Consider the following 25,514-nt stretch of genomic DNA (forward strand, 5'->3'; position numbering starts at 1 on the left):
TAGTTATCACGCGCGTCCATGGCTGGTAGGACAAAGTGTCCAATAGCATGAAGCACCCGTGATTGGTACAGTAGCATGTTATCCATCATTAGTAACGAAAATTACCGCATGATTCCTCCTATCGTCCGCCGTGGACTGTTCCTCGCACCGTTGTTGTGGCTAGCTGGCTGCAACACGGTGGTGTTGAATCCGTCCGGAGATATCGCTGCACAGCAAGCTGATCTGGTTGTCATTTCAACCTTGCTGATGTTGTTGATCATCGTACCTGTTATGTTTTTGATCTGTCTGTTCGCTTGGCGCTATAGGAAGGCAAATACTTCCGCCAAATACGAACCGAACTGGGATCACTCTACCAAGCTCGAACTGCTGATCTGGGGCGCACCGCTCCTGATCGTGATCGTGCTGGGCGCACTGACCTGGATCTACACCCACCTGCTCGATCCGTATCGTCCGCTCTCGCGCATCGACCATCAGCGTCCGGTGGCGGCCAATGTCAAGCCGCTGGAAGTGCAGGTCGTGGCGCTGGACTGGAAATGGATGTTCATCTATCCGGAACAGGGCATCGCCACGGTGAACGAGCTGTACACGCCGATCGACGTGCCGGTCCGCTTCAAGCTGACGTCCTCGACCGTGATGAATGCGTTCTACATCCCGGCAATGGCCGGCATGATCTACACCATGCCTTCCATGCAGACCGAACTGAACGCGGTGATGAACAAGGCGGGCGTGTACGACGGCTTCTCGGCCAACTACAGCGGCGCCGGCTTCTCGCAGATGCGCTTCAAGTACCATGGCGTGTCGCAGGGCGAGTTCGATGCCTGGGTTGCCAAGACCAAGGCTGCCGGTGGTGGCGAGCTCAACCGCGCTGAATTCATCGCGCTGGACAAGCCGACCATCAGCCACCCGATCATGCACTTCGCTACTGTCGAGCAGGGCCTGTTCGACCGCATCGTCAACCGTTGCGTGGTGGACGGTACCGTCTGCATGAACGAGCAGATGCACAGCGATGCCAAGCGCGTCAAGGCCGCCGTCGCCGTCAAGCAGCTGGAAAAAGAAGTTTGCACGACCGACGTCGCTACTGCTGCGGTTGCCGCACCAACTATCCGTAAAGAATGACCATGTCTGATACCAATCTGAATACATCAACTTCGTTGATCATGGGTAAGCTGTCGTGGGCGTCGATCCCGCTCCACGAACCCATCCTGATCGGCACCTTCGCGGGCGTGGCGCTGGGGGGCATCCTGTTCCTGGCGCTCATGTTCAAGTTCAAACTGTGGGGCGGGTTCTGGCGCAACTGGGTGACCAGCATCGACCACAAACGCATCGGCATCATGTACATGGTGCTCGGTATCATCATGCTGCTGCGCGGCTTTGCCGACGCGCTCATGATGCGTGCGCAACAGGCCATGGCCTTTGGCGACAATCCCGGCTTCCTGCCGCCGCACCACTACGACCAGGTGTTTACCGCGCACGGCACGATCATGATTTTCTTCGTCGCCATGCCGCTGGTCACGGGCCTGATGAACTACGTCGTGCCGCTGCAGATCGGTGCGCGCGACGTCGCGTTCCCGTTCCTGAACAACTTCTCGTTCTGGATGACCACCTTCGGCGCCATGCTGACCATGGCCTCGCTGTTCATCGGCGAATTCGCCAAGACCGGCTGGCTGGCTTTCCCGCCGCTGTCGGGCATCCTGGCCAGTCCTGATGTCGGGGTCGATTACTATATCTGGTCATTGCAGGTGGCCGGGGTAGGGACCACGCTATCCGGTGTCAACCTGATCGCCACCATCGTCAAGATGCGCGCGCCAGGCATGGACCTGATGAAGATGCCGGTGTTTACCTGGACTTCGCTGTGCACCAACGCGCTGATCGTGGCATCGTTCCCGATCCTGACCGTGACCCTGGTGATGCTGTCGCTGGACCGCACCATCGGCACCAACTTCTTCACCAACGAACTCGGTGGTAACCCGATGTTGTACGTGAACCTGATCTGGATCTGGGGCCACCCGGAGGTGTACATCCTGATCCTGCCGATCTTTGGCGTGTTCTCGGAAATCGTCTCGACCTTCTCGGGCAAGCGTCTGTTCGGTTACACCTCGATGGTGTATGCCACCGTCGTGATCACCATCCTGTCGTACCTGGTATGGCTGCACCACTTCTTCACCATGGGTTCGGGCGCCAGCGTCAACTCGTTCTTCGGCATCACCACGATGATCATCTCGATCCCGACCGGCGCCAAGATCTTCAACTGGCTGTTTACCATGTACAAGGGCCGGATCCGCTTCGAAGTACCGATGCTTTGGGCCGTCGGCTTCATGCTGACCTTCGTCATCGGCGGCATGACCGGCGTGATGCTGGCCGTGCCACCGGCGGACTTCGTGCTGCACAACTCGCTGTTCCTGATCGCCCACTTCCACAACGTGATCATCGGCGGCGTGGTATTCGGTATTTTTGCTGCGATCAACTTCTGGTTCCCGAAAGCGTTCGGCTACAAGCTCAACGACTTCTGGGGCAAGGTATCGTTCTGGTGCTGGCTGGTCGGTTTCTGGGTCGCGTTCACGCCGCTGTACGTGATGGGCTTCATGGGCGTCACCCGCCGCATGAACCACTTCGACGATCCTTCGCTGCAAAAATGGTTCATCATCGCTGCCATCGGCGCGCTGATCATCGCAGCCGGCATCGGCGCGTTCCTGATCCAGCTGTTCGTCAGCTTCATGAACCGCGACAAGCTGCGCGACGTGACCGGCGACCCATGGGGCGGCCGTACGCTGGAGTGGGCGACCTCGTCGCCACCGCCGGACTACAACTTCGCGTTCACCCCGGTCGTGCACGACAGCGACAGCTGGGCCGACATGAAGGAACATAACTACCAGCGTCCGAAGAGCGGTTTCGTGGACATCCACATGCCGAAGAACACGGGCATGGGCTTCATCATTGCCGCCATCACCTTCGTGATCGGTTTCGCAGTGGTATGGCACATGTGGCTGCTGGCCGGCGTGAGTTTCGTGGCCATGATGGTTGCGATCATCGTCCACACCTTTAACTACAAGCGCGACTACTACATCCCTGCGGTGGAAGTGGTTCGTACCGAAGAAGCCTACACTCGTCTGCTGGAGCGCCATGTCTGAAATTACCGCTAACGGCGCCGCGAGCGCCGAACCGAGCGCGCATTACTGGTCGCGCGACTACCACCCGGAGAACAGCACGCTGCTGGGCTTCTGGATTTACCTGATGAGCGACTGCCTGCTGTTCGCGGGCCTGTTCGCCGCTTATGCTGTGCTGGGCCGCAACTATGCAGGCGGTCCGACCGGCGCCGAAGTGTTCGAACTCGGCACGATCGCGCTGAACACCACGTTCCTGCTGCTGTCGTCGATCACCTATGGCTTCGCCATGATCGCCGCCCAGCGTCGCAAGATGAACGGCGTGATCGGCTGGCTGGTCGTCACCGGTCTGTTCGGCTGCGCCTTCCTGTTCCTGGAAATCGAAGAGTTCATGCACCTGATTCACATCGGTGCCGGTCCGCAGCGCAGCGCGTTCCTGAGCTCGTTCTTTGCACTGGTCGGTACCCACGGTCTGCACGTGACCTTCGGCACGATCTGGCTGATCACGCTGATCTTCCAGCTGAAGAAACACGGCCTGACCGTTGAAAACCGTCGCCGCCTGATGTGCCTGTCGATGTTCTGGCACTTCCTGGACGTGATCTGGATCGGTGTGTTTACCTTTGTTTATCTGATGGGAGTCCTGCCTTGAGCGCGCCTACTAAACACCACGGTCACGGCGACCACGAGCACCACGGCCACGAAGGCCATCACGAGCAGGACGATGGCAACCACGGCACGCTGAAGGACTACGCGATCGGCTTCGTGCTGTCCGTGATCCTGACCGCGATTCCATTCTGGCTGGTGATGGCCAAGGTGTTCGACAAGTCGAGCACCACTGCGGTCGTGATCCTCGGCTTTGCCGCCGTCCAGGTCGTGGTCCACATGGTCTATTTCCTGCACATGAACGGCAAGAGCGAAGAAGGCTGGACCTTGCTGTCGACGCTGTTTACCATGATCCTGCTGGTGATCGTGTTGTCCGGTTCGATCTGGGTCATGTACCACATGAACGTCAACATGATGCCTTCGATGGGCAACGACGTGCACAACATGCATGAGATGAAATGACGGCGGGCGCTGAACAGCGCCAGCGTTCCCGCACCCTGCGCATCAGCCTGGCCATTCTGGCCGGGTTGATGTTTGCAGGGTTTTTTGCTTTGGGAACCTGGCAGGTCTACCGTCTGCAATGGAAGCTGGCCCTGATCGAACGGGTCGACCAGCGCGTGCACGCGCCGGCCACCGATGCGCCGGGCGTGGCGCAGTGGCCGCAGGTCAGCGCCGAGAGCGACGATTACCGCCACGTGCGCATCGCCGGCATGTACCTGCCCGGGGCCGACACGCTGACGCTGGCCTCGCTCGATCGCGGCATCGGTTACTGGGTATTGACGCCGCTGTGCACGGCCGACGGCGGCATCGTGCTGATCAACCGTGGCTTCGTGCCGGCCGGCACCGGCGGCTGGCGGGCACAGCCGGCGCCGGCGAAGGCCCGCGCCGATGCCTGCGGCGCACTGGCCACGTCATCGCCGGCCCCGGCCGTGGTGACGGTGTCGGGACTGCTGCGCGTGAGCGAGATCGCCAGCGCACTGCGCAAGAACGAGCCGGCGCGCAACTACTGGTACACGCGCGACACCAGGGCGATAGCCGCCGAGCGCGGCCTGCCGGCCGTGGCGCCATACTTTATCGACGCCGATGCAGCATCGGCGGCAGCGGCCGATCTGCCGGTGGCCGGCGCCACGGCGCAACCGGTCGGCGGACTGACCGTGGTCTCGTTCGTCAACAACCACCTCGTGTATGCGCTGACCTGGTACGGGCTGGCCCTGATGGTGGTGGCGGCCGCGGTGTGGATGGTGCGTGACGCCAGGAACGGCAAGGGCCGGGGCAGGGCGGAAAGCACGCATGGCGCAGGCTAACAAGCACCCGTTCGACCACGGCAAGCGGCCGGCGCCCGTGCTCGAACCGCTGGCGGCAGCCGATTCGATCACCCACGCGGCCGGCCACAAGAACATGCAGCAGCTGATCCAGCTGCGCTGGATCGCCGTGATCGGGCAGATGGCCACCATCGCGGTGGCCTCGATGCTGCTCGACGTGCAGCTGCCGATGCCGGCCATGCTCAATGTGCTGGCCTGCCTGATCGCCTTCAACATCGCCAGCATCCTGCGCTGGCAGGAAAACCAGGTCGTCTCCAACAGCGAGCTGCTGCTGGCCCTGACCGTCGACGTGGCCAGCCTGACCGCGCAGCTGTATCTGTCGGGCGGCGCCACCAATCCCTTCGTGTTCCTGTACCTGCTGCACGTGATCCTCGGCGCGGTGCTGCTGGAAGCCTGGTCCACCTGGACCATCGCCGGCGTGACCGGCCTGTGCATTGCCGGACTCGCGCTGTTCTCGGAACCGCTGCGCCTGCCGCTGGACCAGGAACGCGGCATCATGAGCCTGTATGTCCAGGGCATGCTGCTGTGCTTTATCATCGATGCCGCGCTGCTGGTGGTGTTCGTCAACCGCATCATGCGCAATATGCGCACCACGGCCAGCAAGCTGGCCGACCTGCGCCAGCGCGCGGCCGAGGAGGAACATATCGTGCGCATGGGGCTGCTGGCTTCGGGCGCAGCGCATGAGCTGGGTACGCCGCTGGCCACGCTGGCCGTGATCCTCGGCGACTGGAAGCATATGCCCGAGTTCAAGGGCAACCCGGAGCTGCTGGAGGAGATCGCCGAAATGCAGACCCAGCTCCAGCGCTGCAAGACCATCGTCAGCGGCATCCTGTTGTCGGCCGGCGAGGCGCGCGGCGAATCGTCGGAAGCGACCACGCTCGATGTTTTCCTCGACGCACTGGTGGCCGAATGGCGCGTGGGCCGGCCGGTGCAGCTGTTCGAGTTCGACAACCGGGTCGAAGCCGATCTGCCGGTGGTGGCCGATTCGACGGTCAAGCAGATGATCAGCAACCTGCTCGACAATGCGCTGGAAGCGTCGCCGCGCTGGCTGCGGCTGGAAGCGGCGATCGAGGCGAACGCGCTGGTGCTGACCGTGACCGATGCCGGCGCCGGGTTCGCGGAGGCGATCCTGGCGCAGTTCGGAAAGCCGTATAATTCGAGCAAAGGGCGGCCCGGCGGCGGCCTCGGGCTGTTCCTGGTGGTGAACGTCGCGCGCACGCTGGGCGGCACGGTTGCCGCCAGCAACCGCGCACAGGGCGGGGCCGTGGTGCAGGTGCATCTGCCCTTGTCGGCCATCGCCATCCAATCGGAACCAGCACATGACTACTGAGCAAGACCTCGATGAACGACTGCTGGATGAAGGCATCCGCAATGAACGCACGCTGCTGCTGGTCGAAGACGACGCCGCCTTCGCCCGCACGCTGGGCCGCTCGTTCGAACGGCGCGGCTACCGCGTGCTGTTCGCTGAAAACGTCGACGAAGCCAGCGCGGCGCTGATCGACCATTCGCCCGGCTACGCGGTGGTGGACCTGAAACTGAAGGGCAATTCATCGGGCCTGGCCTGCGTGCAGATGCTGCACCAGCACGATCCCGACATGCTGATCGTGGTGCTGACCGGGTTTGCCAGCATCAATACGGCAGTCGAAGCGATCAAGCTCGGCGCCTGCCAGTACCTGGCCAAGCCGTCCAACACCGACGACATCGAAGCCGCGTTCGAACACGTGGCCGGCGCCGCCGAACTGGAACTGACCAGCCGCGCCACGTCGGTCAAGACGCTGGAATGGGAACACATCCACGCGGTGCTGGCCGAAACCGACTTCAACATCTCGGAAGCCGCCCGCCGCCTCGGCATGCACCGGCGCACGCTGGCCCGCAAGCTCGAAAAGCAGCGCGTCAAATAAACGGGTGCCCGCCAGCCCCGGGGCAGATCCGGCAGGGCAGCTCAGGTATTCGGACATTGTCGAACTTGTTCACGCGGTTGGTCATCCGAGCGACGAGCGCGTGGCCGAACGTCGGACCTGACACTCGCCCCCCAAGTTAAGCGAAAAATGTGGACGTTGTCAGCCTGAAAACGTCGTCCCTGCGCAGGCGGGGACCCAATTCGGCTGACATGTCGACGCCTCTCGCAGAACTTGGGTACCCGCCTTCGCGGGTACGACGTATAGGAAGACGGTAACTTAACGGCATCACGATCCGACCCGCACTGCAGCGGTTCAGGCAAGCGCCCGCAGCAGGGTGCCGAGGCTGTGGTTGAAGGCGGCGAGCAGCGCTTGCGGGTCCTGGTGTTCGGTGCGCAGGCGGTCTTCGAGCGCGGTGGCGGCTTCCTGCAGTTCGGTGGCGGACAGGTTGGCGGCGGCGCCTTTGACCTTGTGCACCATGTCGGCTGCCGCCAGCCAGCGCTCTTCCTCGATCGCCTGTGCGATCAGCTGTGGCGATTGCCCGAAGTCGCTGGCGAACATGGTCAGCAGGCGTTTGAGCAGGGGCAGGTTGCCGCCCAGGCGCGCCAGCGCGGCAGCGGTGTCGATGCCGGGGATGTCCGGCGCTGCCGGCAGTGCGCTGCCGGCCTGGGCGGGCTCGGCTGACGTGGCCGGCTTGGCTGCGGATGCCATGGTTGCCGGCGCGACGGCAAACTGTGCGGCCAGGGACCTGTCCGCGCTGTCGGCACGGTGTGCGCTGTCCGCGCCGGTGTCCGTGTCAGCCAGCGCCGACAGATCGGCCAGCACGCTCTCCTGCTGGCGGGCGGGCAGCCCGGCGCGCTCGCGGATGACCGGTGTGGTCTGGTCCGGCGCCACCCAGGCCGCCAGCACCGTGTAGAGCGTGTCCGGGTTGATCGGCTTGGTCACGTAATCGTTCATGTCCATGTTCAGGCAGCGTTCGCGGTAACCGGCCACCGCGTGGGCGGTCATCGCGATGATGGGCAGCGCAGCGTGCCGCTCGTCGGCGCGGATCAGGGCAGTGGCCTGGTAGCCGTCCATGTCCGGCATCTGGATGTCCATCAGCACTGCGTCGTATTTGCGCTCGTTGACCATGCGCGCGGCTTCGTCGCCGCTGCTCGCCAGGTCCGACCGCACGCCCGCCCGTTGCAGGATTTCGCTGGCCACCTGCAGGTTGATGTTGTTGTCGTCGACCACCAGCACGTGGGCGCCCCGGATGCGCTGGATGGCGAACGACGGCGGCGGCGCCAGCTTGGCGGCCGATGGCGCAACGACCAGACCCAGCGCCGACAGCACCGCGCTGCGCAGCAGGTGCGGGTTGACCGGCTTGTCGATAAAGGCGGTGGTGCGCAGGATGTCGGCCTGTTTGAAACGGTGTTCGCGCGCGTAGGCGCTGATCATCAGCACGGCCGGCACGCCTGCCAGCTCGTCGTCGTCCGCGATGCGCTGCAGCGTTTCGATGCCGTCGATGTCCGGCATCTCGGCGTCGATCAGCAGCACGTCACAGGCGTCGAGCTGCATCGCTGCCACGGCGGCAGCGCCGGAGGTCACTGCCGCCACCTTGAAGCCCATGGCCGCCAGCCTGGTCTTGAGCATGTGGCGCACCGACAGGTTGTCATCCGCGATCAGGATGCGCTTGCCCTGAGCGCCCGCCGGCACCGGCGCCAGGTGCGCGATCTGCACCGGCGCCAGCTGCATCTGCACCGTGAAGCTGAAGCTGCTGCCCATGTTCGGCTCGCTGTCCACCTCGATCACGCCGCCCATCTTGCGCACCAGCTGCTGCGAGATTGCCAGGCCCAGGCCGGTGCCGCCGTACAGGCGGGTGGTGCTGGCGTCGGCCTGGGCAAACGCCTGGAACAGGCGCGACTGCTGCTCGGGACTGATGCCCAGGCCGCTGTCTTCGACCGCAAAGCGCAGCGCCACCATGCCCGGCGCGGTAGCCGCATCGGCTGCCGCCCGGGCGCGCTCGACCCGCACTTCGATCTGCCCGCTGGCCGTGAACTTCAGCGCATTGCCGACCAGGTTGACCAGCACCTGGCTCAGGCGCAGCGGATCGCCGAGCAGGCTCGATGGCACATCGGGCGTGGTCCAGATCACCAGTTCGAGCCCCCGTTCGGCTGCGCGCCAGGCAAACAGGTCGGCCAGCTGGTTGAGCGTATCGAGCAGGTCGAACGGCAGTGCTTCGAGTTCCAGCTTGCCCGATTCGATCTTGGAAAAATCGAGCACGTCGTTGATGATGTCGAGCAGGCTCTGGCCCGCGCGCCCGATCTTGCGGAAGTAGTCGAGCGGCTGCGGGCCGAGGTCGAGCTGCGTGCCCAGGCCGGCGAAGCCGAGGATGGCATTCATCGGCGTGCGGATTTCGTGGCTGATATTGGCCAGGAATTCGCTTTTGGCGCGGGTGGCCGCTTCGGCTTTTACGCGCGCCCGCTCGATGGCGCGCATCGCCCGCGCCTTCTGATAGGCGGAGACGATCGGCTCCTTGAGACCCTTGAGCAGCTCGATGTCGCCGGCCTCGAACGCCGCCCGGTACTGGAAGCTCTCCAGCACCAGGTAGCCCTCCACCTGGCCGTCGATCACGATGCGCACCGTCAGCAGCGCCTGGGCTTCGTCGGGCAGCGCCTGCCGTTGCCGGATCTCGAAGATGTCGGGCGCGATCTCGGCGGCGGCCGGGGCGTAGCGCGCCTCGGCCTGGCGCAGTTCGATCCGGTAACTGTCGTCAGCGACATCGATCCTGCCCCAGGCCGCGCGCAGGGCCAGCAGGTCGCTGCCTTCTTCGCGCACCAGCGCCAGGGCCGAGTCGACGCCCTCGATGGCGGTCGACTCCTGCAGGATGGTCTGCAGCAGGGCGTCGAAGTCGAGCTGCTCGTTGATCGAACGGACGATGGTATTGAGCCGTTCCAGGTGCCGGGTGCGCGAGTACACGAGCGCCTGCAGCGTCTCGCCCTTGAGGCGCAACTGCTGGACGCGCCAGCGCAGCAGCAGCCAGGCCAGCAGGCAGCTGATTGCGCCGTAGGCGAGCCATGCCCACCAGGTCTGGTGCCATGGCGGCAGCGCGGTGACCTGCATCGTCAGTTCCTCGCTGCTCCAGGCGCCGTCGCGGTTGCTGCCGCGCATGCGCAGCACATAGTCGCCCGCCGGCAGGTGCGTATAGCTGGCGATGCGCCGGCTCGCATCGCCCTCGATCCAGGCGTGGTCGAAACCTTCGAGCAGGTAGGCGTAGCGGTTGCGCTGGGGCGCCGAGTAATCGAGGGCGGCCAGTTCGACATCGAAGCCCTGGCTGTCGGCGCGCAGGCGGATGGCGGGCGCACCGCCGGCATTGAGTTCGGCGGCGGTCAGCTGCTGCTGGTCGATGCGCACGGCGCTCATCACCACCGGCGGACGATAATTCCTCTCGGCCAGCGCTTCCGGATAGATCACCGCCATGCCGTTGGCCGAACCGAAGATCAGGTCGCGGTCGATGGTGACGGTGCTGGCGTTGGGATAAAAGGTGCGGAAGGCCAGCCCGTCGGCGCGCGTGAGCACACGCACCTTGAATGTGGTGGCATCGATGACCACGATGCTGTCGCCGGTGGCGGCCCAGACCCGGCCTGCCGTATCCGCCTGCAGACTCATCACGGCCCCGGTGGCCTGGCCCGGCGCGCCGGCATTGGCCAGTACCGGCGTGAACACCGGCTTGCCGCCGGCATCGCGCCCGGTCATGACGCAGATGCCGCCGCTTTCCATGCCGACCCACAGGCGCCCGCGGCCGTCGAACACCAGCGCGCTGACGGCCGGTTCCGACAGGGCCCCGGCCAGGTGCGGGGCAGCGACGATATGCTCGACGGCGCCGGTGTCGGGATCGATGCGGTTCAAGCCGTTGCGGGTGCCCACCCACAGCGCCCCGTGCGCATCGGCCACCATGTCGCCGATCCGGCTGTCGGTCAGACCACCGTTTTCCGGCGCGCCCTGCACCAGGCGCCGCACGATGCCGGTAGCGCTGTCGTAGCGCAGCAGGCCGGCCTGCGTGGCCAGCCACAGCCTGCCTTCCTGCGGCACGATGGTCTGGATCACGGGGTAGGGATCGCCATGCTCGAGGGCGACGCGGCGCACCTTGCTGCCATGGCCGCTGGTCAGATACAGTCCGCGCTCGGTGCCGATCCAGGCTTCGCCAGGCGTGGCCTCGGCCAGTGCCAGGATCAGGCGGTTGGGCAGCGCGGTATCGGGCTGCTGCGGATCGGGACGCAGCAGGGCGCGCCGACGGCCGTCCGGGTCCACCAGGTCCAGGCCGCGATCGGCCAGCGCGATCCAGACATCGTTGTGGATGTCGGTCAGCAGCGCGGTCACGCCGGCTTCGAGCTGGCCCACGGCGCCGAACAGCGAATCGATCGCTTCCGTCTGTGGATCGTAGGTGTCCACCCCGCGTTCGGTGGCCACCCAGATCATGCCGCTGCGGTCGCGCAGCATGGCTGTCGTGCGGTCGTGACCGAGGCTGGCCTGGACCGCTGGCTGATGCACGATGCGGATACTGGCGCGCTGGTCGGTGCGGTACTCGACGATGCCGTTGCCATAGGTGGTGGCCCACCAGCGCCCCGGCGCGATCTCCAGCAAGGCGGACACCGGATACGCGTCCAGGCCGGAGACGCCGGCCGGCTGGACCAGGGTGGCGGCAGCACCTTGCCGGTCCACCACGCCGAGGCCGCTGCGGGCGGTGCCGAACGCAATGACGCCCCGGCGGTTTTCGCCCAGCGCCAGCACGGCGTCCTGCCACACCCCGAGGCCGGCGAGCGCCACCGGCACCTGGACGATGGCGCCCCCCGGCGCCAGGCGCGCCAGGCCGCGCGCGGTGCCGATCCACAGCGTGCCGGCGCTGTCGGTCAGCAGGGCGCGGATGTCGCTGTCCGGCAGGCCGGCCGTGTTCTCGCGCGTGTAGCTGCGCACCGTGTTCGTGGCAGTGTCGTAGAACTTCAGTGCAGTGCGGGTGCCGATCCACAGGTTGCCGCGACCGTCGCCGGCGATCGTGTTGACGGCGTCGCGCTCGAGTCCCGCGCCGGCACGCACGAAGGTATCGGTGCGCCGGTCGAACATGGCCAGGCCGGCGCCTGTCCCGATCCACAGGCGACCCTGCTGGTCGGTGTGCAGCGCAGCGATGGCGTCGGCCGGGAGCGAACCGGCATCGCCGGGCGCGTGGGAAAAATGCATGAAGCGGTAACCGTTCCAGCGCGCCAGGCCGTTGCGGGTGCCGACCCAGATATAACCGTCGCCATCCTGGGCCAGCGCCGTGGCCACCGCGCCCGGCAGACCCTGCTCCAGCCCCAGGTGCTCGAACAGCGGCGTGGCCAGGTTGTCCCAGCGCTCCGGATTGGCATGTGCCGGCCCCGCGTACCAGGCCAGCAGCGCCGCCAGCAGCATGGCGGCGCGGACAAGCGCGCGCGCCCACCGCCGTGGCGTGGCGGTGGGGCCGGTCGGCAGTGATCCGGGCTGGAAAATCAACAGAGCAGACACTCCTCGTCAGGAAAATCTATTGCTAATAGCATACGGAATACCTTGGGGAAAGTCCACGAGTCCGACCCGATTCGCTGCCGGCCGCTACAATCGCCATCACGTTTTACAACACTCGGAGTGACAATGAAACCTGAAGTCCTGGTACTTGCCGCAAGCCCCTCGGCCGCCGTCATGGCGCAACTTGACCAGCATTTCGACTGCCACCACGCGTGGCGCGTGGCGCCGGACCAGCGCGCGGCCTACGTGGCGCAGGTGGCGCCGGGCGTGCGCGCAGTGCTGACCACCGCCGCCATCGGCGTCGATCAGCCGCTGCTCGACCAGTTGCCGCAGCTGGAAATGGTGGCCATCAACGGCATCGGTCTCGATGCCGTGCCGCTCGACCTCACGCGCGCCCGGGGACTGGCCATCAGCAACACGCCCGGCGTGCTGACCGACGATGTGGCCGACCACGCGCTGACGCTGCTGCTGGCGGCCGCCCGCCGCCTGCCGGCGCTCGATCGCTACGTGCGCGACGGTGCGTGGGAGTCCGGTGTCGCGCTCAAGCCCACGCGTGCGCTGCGTGGCAAGACCTGCGGCATCTTCGGTTTCGGCCGCATCGGCCAGGCGGTGGCCGACCGCGCCCGCGCCTTCGGGATGGACACCATGTACTTTCAGCCGCGCCCCATCGACGGCGCGTCCGCACCGCGCGCCGCTTCGCTGCTGGCCCTGGCGCAGGCCAGCGACTACCTGGTGGTCTGCGCGCCGGCCACGCCTGCGACGCGCCACGCCATCGATGGCGCGATCATGGCCGCACTGGGGCCTGACGGCACCCTGATCAATATCTCGCGCGGCGCGCTGGTCGATGAATCGGCGCTTGCCAGCGCGCTGCGCGATGGCGCGCTGGGCATGGCGGCGCTCGACGTGTTTGCCGACGAACCGCGCGTCCCGGCAGCACTGCGCGCGCTCGACAACGTGATCCTGACGCCGCACGTGGGCAGCCTGACGGTGGAAACACGCCACGCCATGGGCCAGCTGGTGGTGGACAACCTGCTCGCGCACTTCAGCGGTGCGCCGCTGATCACCCCGGTCCACTGACGGGAACGGCGTCATCGGCGCGTCATATTCGGCGCCTACCATGCATTCCATCGAGTAAATTAAATTGCTTAATGGAATGTATATGATCGTACCGAAGTCACTCCAGCTCACCACCGGCCAGCGCGTGGTTGCGTCGTTCGCCGCCTTGCTGCTGCTGATGGCGTGCATGTCGGCGGTGGCCTTGTGGCGCCTGCAGTCGGCCAACGACACCACCGCCAGCCTGGTGCACGACAAGCTGGCCCGCCAGCAGCTGACGTCGGAGCTGATGGGCGTGGCCGAGCTCAACGGCCTGCGGGCGATTTCCATCGCGCGCAGCGACAGCCTGGAAGTGGCCGACCTGTTCGCGGCGCAGCTGGCGGCCGGCGACCGCCAGGCCGTCGCCATCGCGCGCAAGCTGGCGGCGTTGCCGGCCCAGGCGGAAGAGGCGGCGCTGCTGCAGGCCGTGGCAGCCCGCGAGCGCGCCTACCTAGCGCTGCGCGCCGACCTGTTCAGGTTCAAGGACACGGGACGCATCCAGGACGTCGAAAGCCTGCTCGACACCCGCCTGGCCGCCGCCTTCAAACAGTACGCCGGTGCGCTCGGCCAGTTGCTGGCATGGCAGACGCAGCAAGCCACGGCGCTGGCAGCAGCCTCGGACCGGCAGTTCCGCGCCAGCCGCGTGCTGCTGGCCGCTCTCGGCGTGGCGGCGCTGGCGGCCGGCAGTGTGCTGGCGTGGATGCTGACCCGCAGCGTGGTGCAGCCGCTTACGCGCGCCGTGGCGCTGGCCGGGCAGGTGGCGGCCGGCGAACTGCATGCGGTCATCGACCATGGCCGCCGTGATGAAATCGGCCAGCTGTTCGATGCGCTGAGCCACATGACGGTGCGCCTGGCCGCGACCGTGGGCCGGGTCCGCGACGGCGCCGTGACCATCGACACGACCTCGCGCGAAATCGCCAACGGCAATCTCGACCTGTCGCGCCGCACCGAGCACCAGGCGGGCGCCTTGCAGGAAACCGCTGCCGCGATGGCGGCCCTGACCCAGGCGGTCAGGGAGAACAGCAGCAATGCGCGCCACGCCAATGCGCTGGCCGTGTCGGCCGCCGATGTGGCAGGCAAGGGCGGCCTCGCGGTGCGCCACATGGTCGGCACGATGGCGGGCATCCACGAGGATGCCCGCAAGATTGCCGACATCATCGGCGTGATCGACAGCATCGCGTTTCAGACCAATATCCTGGCCCTGAACGCCGCCGTGGAAGCGGCGCGCGCCGGCGAGCAGGGTCGCGGCTTCGCGGTGGTTGCGTCCGAAGTGCGGTCGCTGGCGCAGCGCTCGGCCGACGCCGCGCGCGAGATCAACAAGCTGATCCATGCCTCTGCCGAACGGATCGCCAGCGGCAGCGCCCAGGCGCAGGCCGCCGGCGCCACCATGGACGCTATCGTTGCCAGCGTGGGGCAGGTCACCGCCATCATCGGCGCCATCAGTGCTGCCAGCAGCGCGCAGGAAGCGGGCATCGAGCAGGTCGGCCGGGCGATCGGCGACATGGACGGTGTAACGCAGCAAAACGCCGCGCTGGTTGAACAGGCGGCAGCGGCGGCCGACGCCATGCAGGCGCAGGCGCGCGAACTGACGGCGCTGGTCGGATCGTTCCGCATCGACCGCATCGACTGCGGCAGCGCCGTGCCGGTGCGCACCGCGCTGGCCTGCTAGCCAGGCCGCGCTGCAGTGTGCCGGTGACGCTGACGCTGACGCGGATGCTGAAGGTGGGACTGTATTGCGGCCAGCATCTGCTCGACATCGATGGGCTTGGCGATGAAGTCGTCCATGCCGGAAGCGATGCACTGTTCGCGCTCGGACGCCATCACGCCGGCGGTCATCGCGAGCACCGGCAGCGTCAGGCCGAGTTCCGTGCGTATCAGGCCGGTGGCGGTGAAGCCGTCCATTTCCGGCATCTGCACATCCATCAGCACCAGGTCGTAATCGTCGGCGCCGGCGCGCAGCATGTCGAGCGCGGCGCGGCCATGATCGGCAGCCGTGACGCGGGCGCCTGCGTGTTCGAGCATGCTGCGCGCCACCAGCTGGTTGATCGGATTATCCTCGACCAGCAGCAGATGTGCGCCGTCGAGCCGTACCGGCGGCGCCGCCTGCAGCGCTTCGCGCCCGGGGACTTGGTTGCCATCCTGCGCGGCGTCGAGCGTATTTTCATGGGTGGCCTGGTTCCCGGTGCCAGCCATGGCTGGCGGCGCGACCTGCTTCGGGGGAACGGTGGCAGGGGCAGGGCCGCGGCGCAGCGCCGTCTTCATCGCCTCGCGCAGGCGGGCGGCGGTCACCGGTTTGAGCAGCACGCCGTCGGCGCCGTGGTCGCCGTCCGCCAGCAGCAGGCTGCCCTGTTCGAAAGCGTTGACCATGACGAGCACGGGCCGCGCAGCGCGCCTGGCGTCGGCGCGCAATGCGGCAAGGACCGCGCGCCCGCCCGGCGCCGGCATATTCCAGTCGAGCAGCACTGCGTCGATGCGCCGCGCCGGATCGCCCAGCATGCGCAGGGCCTGGTCGCCACTGTCGGCCAGCGCCGCCCGCCAGCCGCAGGACACGACCGTGCGCGGCAGGAAGCGCGCATCGGGCCCCTGGTCGCCGATCAGCAGCAGGTCGATGGCATCGCCCGCGCCATGCGATCGTCTGGCGCCCGCTTCGTCGGCCATGACCGGCACCGGCGTGGCCGGTACGGGTTCGCCGGTGCCGGGCGCCTGGGTGCTGCCCGCCTCGCCGGCAGTTGGTGGCACCGGCACAGGCAGCGGCGCAGCCGGCAAGGTATTGCCTGTGCGTGGCGGCGGTGTTTCGCCGGCGTCGTCGCCCATTTCCTGCCCTGGCGCGGGCACCGGCAGCGGCACCGTCAGCACGAAATCGCTGCCGACTCCCGGCGTGCTGCGCACGGTGACGGCGCCGCCCATCAGGTCCGCCAGGCGACGTGAAATCGTCAGCCCCAGGCCGGTGCCGCCGAACCGGCGCGTCATCGAGGCGTCGGCCTGGGCGAACGGTGCGAACAGCTGTGCCAGCCGGTCGGGACCGATGCCGATGCCGGTGTCGCGTACGGTGAAGCGCAGCGTGACCTCCGGTACAGCGCTGCCGGCCGGCGTGTGCGCCTGCGCCACGCCTTCCACCAGCAGCGTTACCGAACCCCGTTCGGTGAACTTGATCGCATTGCCGACCAGGTTGACCAGCACCTGCTGCAGGCGGTGGCTGTCGCCGACCAGCCGGGCCGGCACACCGGCATCGACGCCGATGGCCAGGTGCAGATTCTTTTCGCCAGCGTTCACGCTCATGATCGTGGCGACCGCTTCGAGTACCTGCGCCAGCGCGAACGGCGCCGGCGCGAGCTCCATGCGCCCGGCCTCGATCTTGGAAAAATCGAGGACGTCGTTCAGGATGGTCAGCAGCGAACCGCCCGAGGACCGTATCATGCCGACGTACTGGCGCTGGGCCGGCGCCAGCGCGGTCTGGTCCAGCAGGTGGGCCATGCCCAGCACCGCGTTGAGCGGGGTGCGGATTTCGTGGCTCATGTTGGCGACGAATTCGGTCTTGGCGCGGCTGGCCGCTTCGGCCTGGTCACGGGCAACGATCAGCGACTGCTGCGACTCCCGCAGCGCCGCCGTCATCTGGCGCGCCAGTCCGGTGGCATACAGGCGGCGCGCCGTCAGCGCGCGGACCACGCCGAAAAACAGCAGGCTGATGATCATCCCGGCCAGCAGCACGATGTGCGATTTCTGGCGGTCGATGCTGCGTTCGAAATCGGGTAGCGAGGTAAAGCGCAGTGTCCAGCGGTGCTGCAGCAGCTCGAGCGGGTGCACGCCCTGGTAGGGGTTCGGATATTGCAGCTGGTCGGCGGCGGTGCGGTCCGCGGTGCTGGCGAACAGGCGCTTGCCGGCATCGGTGCCGTCGCCATCGAAGATTTCGATGCGCAGGTCGTGCATGCCGCTTCCGGTCAGGCCATCCATCAGGTCCGCCGCGCGGATCGGGCTGTACGCAAAGCCCTGCAGGGCCGCCATGCGCTGGGCCGGTGTGGCGTCTGCAGGCATGGTCGGGTGGCGCCGGTAGATCGGACTGTACATCAGGAACCCGGGCTGACCGCCGCCCTGCGCATCCTGGACCAGTACGACGCGCTCGGTGAGCGCAGGCTGGCCGCTGCGCGCGGCCTTGAGCATGGCAATCCGGCGCACCGGCTCGGACAACATGTCGTAGCCGAACGCCATCAGGTTCCGGCCGCTGAACGGTTCCAGGTAATACACGGGCGCGTACAGGCCGATATCGCTGGCGCCTGCGCGGGTCCAGCTGCGGAAATCAGGATAGCCGTCGCGGGCTGCCTGCGCCTCGAGCGCGGCACGCTGGTCTTTCCGGACCACGGCCGCGTAGCCAAGTCCCATCACGCCGGGAACGTGGCGCTGCAGGTCCATGCCGGCGGCAAAGCTGCGCCATTGTTCGCGGCTCGGTTGCGGCACGGCCTGGAACAGCGCCTGCGCTGCGCGCAAGCCCGACTCGTAGAGCGAGATGCGGCGTTCGATGCGCTCGGCGATGTCGTGGCTGGCCGCCTCGAAATGCTCGCGCGCGCGGCGTTCGGTGCCGGCCGCCACCAGTTGCCAGACCAGCACCGTCAGACCGACGCCGAGCAGCAGCGTGGCCCATTGTGCGGCGCTGTGCTGCAGCAGGCCGGCCTGCAGGCGCCGGCGTTCGGCCGCGTCGGCGCTCAGCACCATGCCGATCAGGCTGCACAGCACGACAAAGGTGTCCAGTGCGATCAGGGCGTCGTTCATGGTGCCGGCCACGAACGGCCCCTGGCCGTTGACGGTGGCCGCCACGGCGGCGCCGGCTGCCAGCAGGCACACGGCGGTGGCGCCGCGCAAGCCGTAGCGATGCGCGGCCCAGGCCACGCAGGGCACGAACAGGTAGGGCAGCCACCCGGGCGCCTCGTCGCTCGCGTAGTTGCGCAGGAAGATGGCCGCGCTCAGTGCCGCCAGCAACGCCAGCGATGCCGCCACTTCGAGCCAGAACGTCCAGCGCCTGGCACCACTTTCGCGCCAGACCACGGGCGGTCGCAGCCGCCAGATGACGATCGCGGGCGCCATCAGCAGCGCGCCGGCGGTGTCGCCCACCCACCAGGTGAGCAGGATGGTGCCGGTCGCGCCGTCCGGCGCCAGCCCGCTGAGCGTCAGCGCGCCGCCGCCGATGCCAGCGCCCACCAGGCTCATGACCATGGCGATCAGCGCGAATTTGTAGACGTTTTGCAGCTGTCCGAGCGGCTGCGCGCCGTCGGTCAGCCGGCGCATCATCCAGGCGCCGGCCAGCGCCTCGCACACGTTGCCGGCGCCGATGACGGCCGACACCAGCACCACGGTGGCCGTCGGCAGCTGACCATTGAACAGAAAGGTGGCCAGATTGGCGACAAACGCCCCCAGCATGATGGCCGGCCAGGCGCGCCGGCCGAGCAGGATAACCGCTGCCAGCGCAATACCGGACTGCGGCCAGAGCGGCGTCGCGTTGGTATGGGCAAAACCCACTTGCATGCTCAGTGCTGCCGCCACGGCGTAGCCGACGGTCAGCAGCAACAGGGTGGCCACACCCGGGTGGTGGTCGCGGGCGGGCGCCTGCGGCGGCAGGGGATCGTCTTCGGTGTTGACCGGTGTTGCTGCCGTTGCCGCTGTTGTTGGTGCGGTGCGAGCTGTTACAGGGGGGGGCACTGCAGGCATGGCAGCTCTCGTGGTCGTCTCTGGCGTGACTATAGCCTACCGCTGCAGCCGGCGCCACCATGGCGCATCCCGCGCCGCCAGGATGCGCCTGGTCGCAGCGCTCCACGCAACACTTTGCGCGCCGCTACAGTGTGGTCATTCCCTCACATGGAGCGCACGACGTCCTCTCAGCCCACTTTCCGCATGCCAGCCGTCGCTGCGCGCCGTGGTGGTGGACGAGGCCACGCTGACCGTGATCGTGGCGGCACGCCATGTGGCCGGCACGCGCCACGATTTTCGCGGCCGGATGATGGTGCAGCTGAAGGGCCGCACCGAGCAGCTGGTGGTCAGCCGCAACTACCTCGACCTGTTCAAGCCGTCATGAGGGGATGAACGGCTTCACCATCGATGCCGCCAGCCTGGCGTTCGCGCGGGCGCTGTCGGTGTCGGCGGCGCTTGCCAGCGCCACGCCCATGCGGCGGCGGGCAAACGATTCGGGCTTGCCGAACAGGCGCACATCGGCGCCCGGCACGCGCAGCGCGTCGGCCAGGCCGGCATAGGCGATCGCTGGCGCGTCGTGCTGGCCGTAGATCACGGCCGAGGCGCCCGGCGCGCGCAACGTGACATCGACCGGCAGGCCGAGGATGGCGCGCGCGTGGATCTCGAATTCGCTCTGGTTCTGGGTGGCCATGGTGACCATGCCGGTATCGTGCGGGCGCGGGCTCACTTCCGAGAACCACACCATGTCGCCGCGCACGAACAGCTCCACGCCGAACAGGCCGAGGCCACCGAGATCGGCCGTGATCCGGCCCGCGATGTCCTGTGCCCGCTGCAGCGCCAGCGGTTGCATGCGGCAGGGCTGCCACGATTCCACGTAGTCGCCCTGCACCTGGACGTGGCCGATCGGTTGGCAGAATTCGGTGACGACCTGGCCGTCGGCGCCGAGCGACCGCACCGTCAGCAGCGTGATTTCGTAGTCGAAGTCGATGAAGCCTTCGACGATCACGCGGCCCGCATCGACCCGGCCGCCGGCAGCGGCGTGCTGCCATGCTGCCTGCACCTCGCCAGCGCCGTCGATTTTCGACTGCCCTTTGCCGGAAGACGACATCACCGGCTTGATCACGCATGGAAATCCGATTTCTGCGGTTGCCGCCTCCAGCTCGGCCAGGCTGCTGGCGAAGCGGTACGGCGATGTCGCCAGGCCCAGCGTTTCGGCGGCCAGCACGCGGATGCCCTCGCGGTTCATGGTCAGCCGGGCAGCGCGCGCGGTGGGGATGCAGCGTATCTTGCCCGCCTGTTCGAGCGCCGCCAGGGTGTCGGTGGCAATCGCCTCGATTTCCGGCACCACCAGGTCCGGCTGTTCCTGCGCGATCAGCGCGGCCAGCGCGGCGCCGTCGGTCATGTCGATCACGTGGGCGCGGTGCGCTACCTGGTGACCGGGGGCATGCCGGTAGCGGTCCACCGCGATGGTTTCCACGCCCAGGCGTTGCAGGGCGATGATGACTTCCTTGCCCAGTTCGCCGGCGCCAAGCAGAATGACGCGGGTGGCCGACGGCGACAGCGGCGTGCCGATGATGCGTGCAGTCGTCATGGCCGGCCTCAGAACGAGTAGACCAGCGTGACCGAGGTCTGGGTATCGGTGTTCTTCTTGTCGTCCGGCACGCTGGTGTCGCTGCGCACGCTGAACGCGGCCTTCATCTGCAAGGTGCTGTTGATCTTGGTGGACAGCGCGGTTTCGGCGGTCGAGTGGGTATTCGAGGTGCCGCGTTCGACCGACACCAGCTGGCTGAACAGCGCCGATTCGCTGAGGCGCCATTTCAGGCTGCCGGCTGCGCGCACCGTCACGCCGTTCTCGGTTTCGCCGGTGGAGCGTTCGCCGCGGAAGTAGCCGGGACCGAGCTCGCCGTCCAGGGTCAGGTTGTCGGTGCTGTACAGGCGCGTTCCATAACCGACGCCCACCGTCGAATACTTGGTGTAGGCGCCGAATTTGTCGTTGACGTGGGTGGCCAGCGCGAACAGGCGGTCGTTGTCTTCCATCAGCTTGTAGGCCGTCTTGCCCGACAGGGCGTAGCGCTGGGCCGAGCGCTCGCGCGACTTGCTGCCGTCGGCATTGGTCACCTGCTCGTCCTTGAAGTAGCCCGAAACGATGTATTCGTTGCTAAAGTCCGGCAATTCCTGCTTGGCGTCGAACTTGCCGGTCACCGAGGTACCGACCGTGTTACCGGAGGTGGAAATGGCGCCCAGTTCGGCGGAGGTGCTCCAGCCGTACGGGGGCGGGGTGTCGATCGCGGCGGCATTGCCGCAAAGCAGGGTCAAAGCAAGCGGGGTGACGATCAGGGCAGATTTCATGGGCAAGGTGAGTGTGCGCAGCGCCCGCGCGGTGGCACGCGCGGCAGCGTTGTCGGTGGTTTACGGATGAGTTCTATTGTACCTGAGCCGCTAGGTGTGGCCGCGTACAGATTGCGTGTCGCGGGCAAGGCATGATGCCACATCGTCAAGAAACCCGCTGCGGAGGGGACCATGTCTACCCATCACAATATCGCGGCCGCCGCCGCCGCCCTCCTGCTGTGCGCCGCTGTGGCCGCAGGCGCCGGACCGGCCCTGGCACAGTCGCCATCACAGGTCTACCGCTGCGTCGACGCCGGCGGGCGCGTCACGCTGACCGATGAACCGTGCGCCAATCACCCCGGCCAGCGCGCCGTCAACGACGATGTCAGCGACAGCGGCGCGGTCGGCCTGATGGTGACCACCGGCGCCGAGGCATCCCACCTTGCCACCGCCGACACGGCAACAGAAGTGATGGCGCCCGGCATCGTCGGCCTCGGCCTGCCACGCAGCCGCTGGGCCGATTTGCCGCGCCCGCTGCTGCGCAAGACCGTCAGTACCGATGCCGTCACCCTGCAGACCGCGCGCACCACGCTGCTGATGCAGGACGAACTGCGGCGCCAGGGCCGCAGCGTCGCTACCCGCTGACAGCGTCGCCGGCACCGGCGATATACGTCTCCATGCCCTCGGCCAGCGCCGTGTAGATGGCCATGCAGACCGGGTTGCCGCGCAGGTTTTCGTGCATGGCCAGCCAGGTTTCCATCGGTATCGACAGCACGTCCGCCATGACGCGCACCAGCGCCGGGTCGCGCTGCGCCAGCCGCACCTGGCAGATGCCCACGCCCAGGCCGGCGCGGATCGCTGCCAGGTGTACCAGGTCGTTGTCGCTGCGCAGCACCTGCATGCCGGCGTCGAGCGGTCCCAGCAGGTGCAGCAGCTTGCGGGTAAAGGCGTTGTGCGTGTCCACGCCGATCAGCGCGTGGCGCGCCAGCTCGTCGTTGCTGCGCGGCGTGCCCATGCGCTCCAGGTAGTCGCGCCGCGCATGCCATCCCAGTTCGATCACGCCGACGCGGTGCGCCAGCAGCGCGTCCTGCTGCGGGCGCTGCATGCGCACGGCGATGTCCGCGTCGCGCCGCAACAGGTTTTCGATGCGGTTCGAAATCGCCAGCTCCACGGTGATGCGCGGATGCCGGCGCGCCAGCGCCGCCAGGATGGGCGGCAGCACTTCCACGCCGATCACCTCGCTCGCGGTGATGCGCACCGTGCCGGCAAGCTCCGGCCCTGCGCCCAGATTCGACGCTGCGCGCAGCAGCGACGCCGACGTGGCGGCCAGGGTTTCGGCATAGGGGAGCAGGGCGGCGGCCGCATCGGTGCCGGAAAAACCCGCGGGCGAGCGCACGAACAGGCTCAATCCCAGCGCCTGTTCGAGGGCGTCGATATGGCGTCCTGCCGTCGGTTGCGTGATGCCCAGTGCGCGCGCCGCAGCCGACAGCGAGCCGTGCTGCGAGACGGCAAGAAAGGTGCGGTACAGCTCCCAGGGCGGGCTTGTCTTATCCATACGAAATTGTATAGCGGCCATGCAGGATCAAGCAATTTTCTTTTGCCGGCTTCGCGGTCACACTGGCCGCTTCATCGTTCAAACGGGAGTCAAGCATGGCACAGCAGAAACTGGCATTGGTATTGGGCGCAACCGGCGGCATCGGTGGCGAAGTGGCGCGCGGCTTGCTGGCGCGCGGCTGGCGGGTCAGGGCGCTGCATCGCAACCCGGTGCGCGCGGCGCAACACTGCGGCGACATCGCGTGGGTGCCGGGCGACGCCATGCGGCAGGCCGACGTGGTGGCGGCTGCAGCGGGTGCCGCGCTGATCGTCCACGCCGTCAATCCGCCCGGCTACCGGCACTGGGACCGGCTGGTGCTGCCGATGATCGACAACACCATCGCAGCGGCGCAGGCAGCAGGCGCGCGCATCGTGCTGCCGGGTACCGTATATAAATACGGACCCGATGCCGTGCCGTTGATCGCCGAAGATGCGCCCCAGCACCCGGTCACGCGCAAGGGCGCGATCCGGGTGGCGCTCGAGGCGCGCCTGGAGGCGGCAGCGGCGCGCGGGGTGCGCAGCCTGATCGTGCGTGCCGGCGACTATTTCGGGCCCACGCCCGGCAGCAGCTGGTTCTCGCAGGGGATGGTCAGGCCGGGGCGGCCGGCGACGTCGATTTCGGCCCCGGGCCGGGCCGGCGTGGGGCACCAGTGGGCCTATCTGCCGGACGTGGCAGAGACCATGCTGCAACTGATCGACCGCGAAGACCTCCTGCCACCGTTTGCCCGCTTCCACATGGCCGGGCACTGGGATGCCGATGGCACGCAGATGGCAGCGGCGATTGCCCGCGCCGTCGGCCGGCCCGGGCTGCGGGTACGCGCCTTTCCATGGTGGCTGGCCACGCTGGCAGCGCCGTTCGTGCCGTTCCTGCGCGAGGTACAGGAAGTGGCTTATCTGTGGCGCCGCCCGGTCCGCATGTCGAATGCGCGCCTGCTGGCAGTGCTGGGCCGCGAGCCGCATACGCCGCTCGACATCGCGGTCCGCACCACGCTGGCAGGCCTTGGCTGCCTGGACCGGTGAACGATGGCCGCCGGCCGCTGCTCAGCTGATGACGCTGTACTTGATCAGGAACACCACGGCAATGATCCACACCACCGGCTTGACCTGGCGCGCCTGGCCGGTCAGCAGCTTCAGGCCGGCATAGGTGATGAAGCCAAAGGCGATGCCGTGGGCGATCGAGTAGGTAAACGGGATCACCAGCGCGGTGATCGCCGCCGGTACGCTTTCGGTGGTCTCGGTCCAGTCCACCTCGACCAGGTCGCGCAACATCAGGCATGCCACGAACAGCAGTGCCGGCGCGGTGGCGTAGGCCGGCACCACGCCGGCGATCGGGGAGAATAACAGCGCTGCGAGGAACAGGGCGGCGACCACCACGGCGGTCAGACCGGTGCGCCCGCCGGCCTGCACCCCGGCTGCGCTTTCCAGGTAGGCGGTGGTGCTGGAGGTGCCGAGCATGGAGCCGGCCAGGATGGCGCCGCTGTCGGCCATCAGGGCCTTGTTCAGGCGCGCCATCTTGCCGCCGACCAGCAGACCGGCGCGGCTGGCGACCCCCATCAGCGTGCCGGTCGCATCGAACAACTCGACCAGGAAAAACACCAGCACCACGTTGAACAGGCCGATCGACAGCGCACCGGACAGGTCGAGGTGGAAGAAGGTGGGCGCGATCGACGGCGGCAGCGACATGAAGCCCTTGAAGCTGTTGCCGCCAAAGAAGAAGCTGAGCACGGTGACACTGACGATGCCGATCAGCAGCGCGCCCGGCACCTTCAGGCGGTCGAGCGTGACGATCAGCAGAAAGCCGAAGATGGCCATGATGGTGTGCGGATTGTGCATATCGCCGACCGTGACCAGCGTGGCCGGGCTGCCGACCACCAGGCCCGAGCTTTTCATGGCAATCAGGGCCAGGAACAGTCCCAGGCCGACCGTGATGGCCACCCGCAGCGAGTGCGGAATGCCGTTGACGATGTGCTCGCGCACCTTGAACACGCTGACCACGAAGAACAGGCAGCCGGAAATGAACACGGCGCCCAGCGCCGATTGCCAGGGCACGCCCATGCCCAGCACCACGGCATAGGCAAAATAGGCGTTCAGGCCCATGCCCGGCGCCATGCCGATCGGGTAGTTGGCGTACAGGCCCATGATCAGGCTGCCGATGGCTGCCGCGATGCAGGTTGCCACGAACACGGCGTCGCGCGGCATGCCGGCGTCGCCGAGAATGGTGGGGTTGACGAAGATGATGTAGGCCATCGTCAGGAAGGTGGTCACACCGGCCACCACTTCGGTGCGGATACTGCTGCCGTGTTCGGGAAGCTGGAAAAATCGGGAAATGACGGAACTGGAGGGGGTAGAAGCGGGCATGGACGGTTGCTGCGGCGAACGCAGTGATT

The 25,514-nt window shown here is 67.1% G+C and carries 18 protein-coding genes; 12 read left to right on the forward strand and 6 right to left on the reverse strand.

Features of this window, described 5'->3' with window-relative positions; genetic code table 11:
- Positions 1-108: 108 nt before the first annotated feature.
- Genes cyoA through ASF61_RS20015 form a run of 7 tightly spaced genes read left to right on the forward strand, consistent with a single transcriptional unit; the run spans position 109 to position 6,927 of the window.
- Positions 109-1,116, forward strand: a complete 1,008-nt coding sequence (gene cyoA, locus ASF61_RS19985; protein ID WP_082491853.1) for a ubiquinol oxidase subunit II — start codon at positions 109-111, stop codon at positions 1,114-1,116.
- Positions 1,113-3,128 carry a cytochrome o ubiquinol oxidase subunit I gene (gene cyoB, locus ASF61_RS19990; protein ID WP_373994568.1) on the forward strand — a complete coding sequence of 672 codons (2,016 nt, stop codon included), beginning with the start codon at positions 1,113-1,115 and terminating at the stop codon, positions 3,126-3,128. The genes cyoA and cyoB overlap by 4 nt, the downstream gene beginning before the upstream one ends.
- Positions 3,121-3,750, forward strand: a complete 630-nt coding sequence (gene cyoC / locus ASF61_RS19995) for a cytochrome o ubiquinol oxidase subunit III (protein WP_056160082.1) — start codon at positions 3,121-3,123, stop codon at positions 3,748-3,750. Before cyoB ends, cyoC begins: the two co-directional genes overlap by 8 nt.
- Complete coding sequence (gene cyoD / locus ASF61_RS20000) at positions 3,747-4,166, forward strand: cytochrome o ubiquinol oxidase subunit IV (protein WP_056160085.1); 420 nt, start codon at positions 3,747-3,749, stop codon at positions 4,164-4,166. Before cyoC ends, cyoD begins: the two co-directional genes overlap by 4 nt.
- On the forward strand, positions 4,163-5,008 hold the full coding sequence (locus ASF61_RS20005; protein ID WP_056160088.1) for an SURF1 family protein: 846 nt from the start codon (positions 4,163-4,165) through the stop codon (positions 5,006-5,008). Before cyoD ends, ASF61_RS20005 begins: the two co-directional genes overlap by 4 nt.
- Positions 4,995-6,356, forward strand: coding sequence for an ATP-binding protein (locus ASF61_RS20010; protein WP_056160091.1), 1,362 nt, complete (start codon positions 4,995-4,997; stop codon positions 6,354-6,356). Before ASF61_RS20005 ends, ASF61_RS20010 begins: the two co-directional genes overlap by 14 nt.
- Positions 6,346-6,927, forward strand: coding sequence for a response regulator transcription factor (locus tag ASF61_RS20015; RefSeq protein WP_056160094.1), 582 nt, complete (start codon positions 6,346-6,348; stop codon positions 6,925-6,927). The genes ASF61_RS20010 and ASF61_RS20015 overlap by 11 nt, the downstream gene beginning before the upstream one ends.
- Before the next feature lie 312 nt (positions 6,928-7,239).
- On the opposite strand, the gene ASF61_RS20020 is transcribed toward ASF61_RS20015, so the two are convergent.
- Entirely contained in the window at positions 7,240-12,429 is a 5,190-nt protein-coding gene (locus ASF61_RS20020) for a response regulator (RefSeq protein ID WP_229205942.1), read from the reverse strand.
- Between the two features lie 135 nt (positions 12,430-12,564).
- Between ASF61_RS20020 and ASF61_RS20025 the strand changes: the two genes are divergently transcribed.
- Both ASF61_RS20025 and ASF61_RS20030 read left to right on the forward strand, forming a co-directional pair.
- The gene (locus tag ASF61_RS20025) at positions 12,565-13,515 is read left to right on the forward strand and encodes a 2-hydroxyacid dehydrogenase (protein ID WP_056160100.1); all 951 of its coding nucleotides are present in this window, start codon (positions 12,565-12,567) and stop codon (positions 13,513-13,515) included.
- 82 nt (positions 13,516-13,597) lie between these two features.
- Complete coding sequence (locus ASF61_RS20030; protein WP_056160294.1) at positions 13,598-15,199, forward strand: methyl-accepting chemotaxis protein; 1,602 nt, start codon at positions 13,598-13,600, stop codon at positions 15,197-15,199.
- Here the strand turns inward: ASF61_RS20030 and ASF61_RS20035 are convergent.
- A complete protein-coding gene (locus ASF61_RS20035; RefSeq protein WP_056160107.1) occupies positions 15,196-19,227 on the reverse strand; it encodes a CHASE domain-containing protein in 4,032 nt (1,343 codons plus the stop codon). The two genes, ASF61_RS20030 and ASF61_RS20035, sit on opposite strands and share 4 nt — an antisense overlap.
- Positions 19,228-19,432: 205 nt before the next feature.
- Between ASF61_RS20035 and ASF61_RS22990 the strand changes: the two genes are divergently transcribed.
- The gene (locus ASF61_RS22990) at positions 19,433-19,591 is read left to right on the forward strand and encodes a LytTR family transcriptional regulator DNA-binding domain-containing protein (protein ID WP_229205943.1); all 159 of its coding nucleotides are present in this window, start codon (positions 19,433-19,435) and stop codon (positions 19,589-19,591) included.
- Here the strand turns inward: ASF61_RS22990 and purT are convergent.
- Both purT and ASF61_RS20045 read right to left on the reverse strand, forming a co-directional pair.
- On the reverse strand, positions 19,586-20,797 hold the full coding sequence (purT, locus tag ASF61_RS20040; RefSeq protein WP_056160110.1) for a formate-dependent phosphoribosylglycinamide formyltransferase: 1,212 nt from the start codon (positions 20,795-20,797) through the stop codon (positions 19,586-19,588). The genes ASF61_RS22990 and purT overlap by 6 nt on opposite strands.
- Positions 20,798-20,805: 8 nt before the next feature.
- Positions 20,806-21,555, reverse strand: coding sequence for a YdiY family protein (locus ASF61_RS20045; protein ID WP_056160112.1), 750 nt, complete (start codon positions 21,553-21,555; stop codon positions 20,806-20,808).
- Positions 21,556-21,726: 171 nt separating this feature from the next.
- Here ASF61_RS20045 and ASF61_RS20050 point away from each other — a divergent pair, with 171 nt between their 5' ends.
- Positions 21,727-22,179, forward strand: coding sequence for a DUF4124 domain-containing protein (locus ASF61_RS20050; RefSeq protein ID WP_056160114.1), 453 nt, complete (start codon positions 21,727-21,729; stop codon positions 22,177-22,179).
- Here the strand turns inward: ASF61_RS20050 and ASF61_RS20055 are convergent.
- Entirely contained in the window at positions 22,169-23,089 is a 921-nt protein-coding gene (locus tag ASF61_RS20055; protein ID WP_056160116.1) for a LysR family transcriptional regulator, read from the reverse strand. The two genes, ASF61_RS20050 and ASF61_RS20055, sit on opposite strands and share 11 nt — an antisense overlap.
- A 95-nt stretch (positions 23,090-23,184) precedes the next feature.
- On the opposite strand from ASF61_RS20055, the gene ASF61_RS20060 reads away from it, so the two are divergent.
- Positions 23,185-24,147 (forward strand): NAD(P)H-binding protein, encoded by a 963-nt coding sequence (locus ASF61_RS20060; protein ID WP_056160118.1) that lies wholly within the window; start codon positions 23,185-23,187, stop codon positions 24,145-24,147.
- A 21-nt stretch (positions 24,148-24,168) separates the two neighbouring features.
- Here ASF61_RS20060 and ASF61_RS20065 read toward each other — a convergent pair whose 3' ends face one another.
- On the reverse strand, positions 24,169-25,485 hold the full coding sequence (locus ASF61_RS20065) for an NCS2 family permease (RefSeq protein ID WP_156369657.1): 1,317 nt from the start codon (positions 25,483-25,485) through the stop codon (positions 24,169-24,171).
- Between the last annotated feature and the right edge of the window lie 29 nt (positions 25,486-25,514).

The organism is Duganella sp. Leaf126 (assembly GCF_001423125.1).
In the GTDB taxonomy this organism is placed as follows: domain Bacteria; phylum Pseudomonadota; class Gammaproteobacteria; order Burkholderiales; family Burkholderiaceae_D; genus Rugamonas.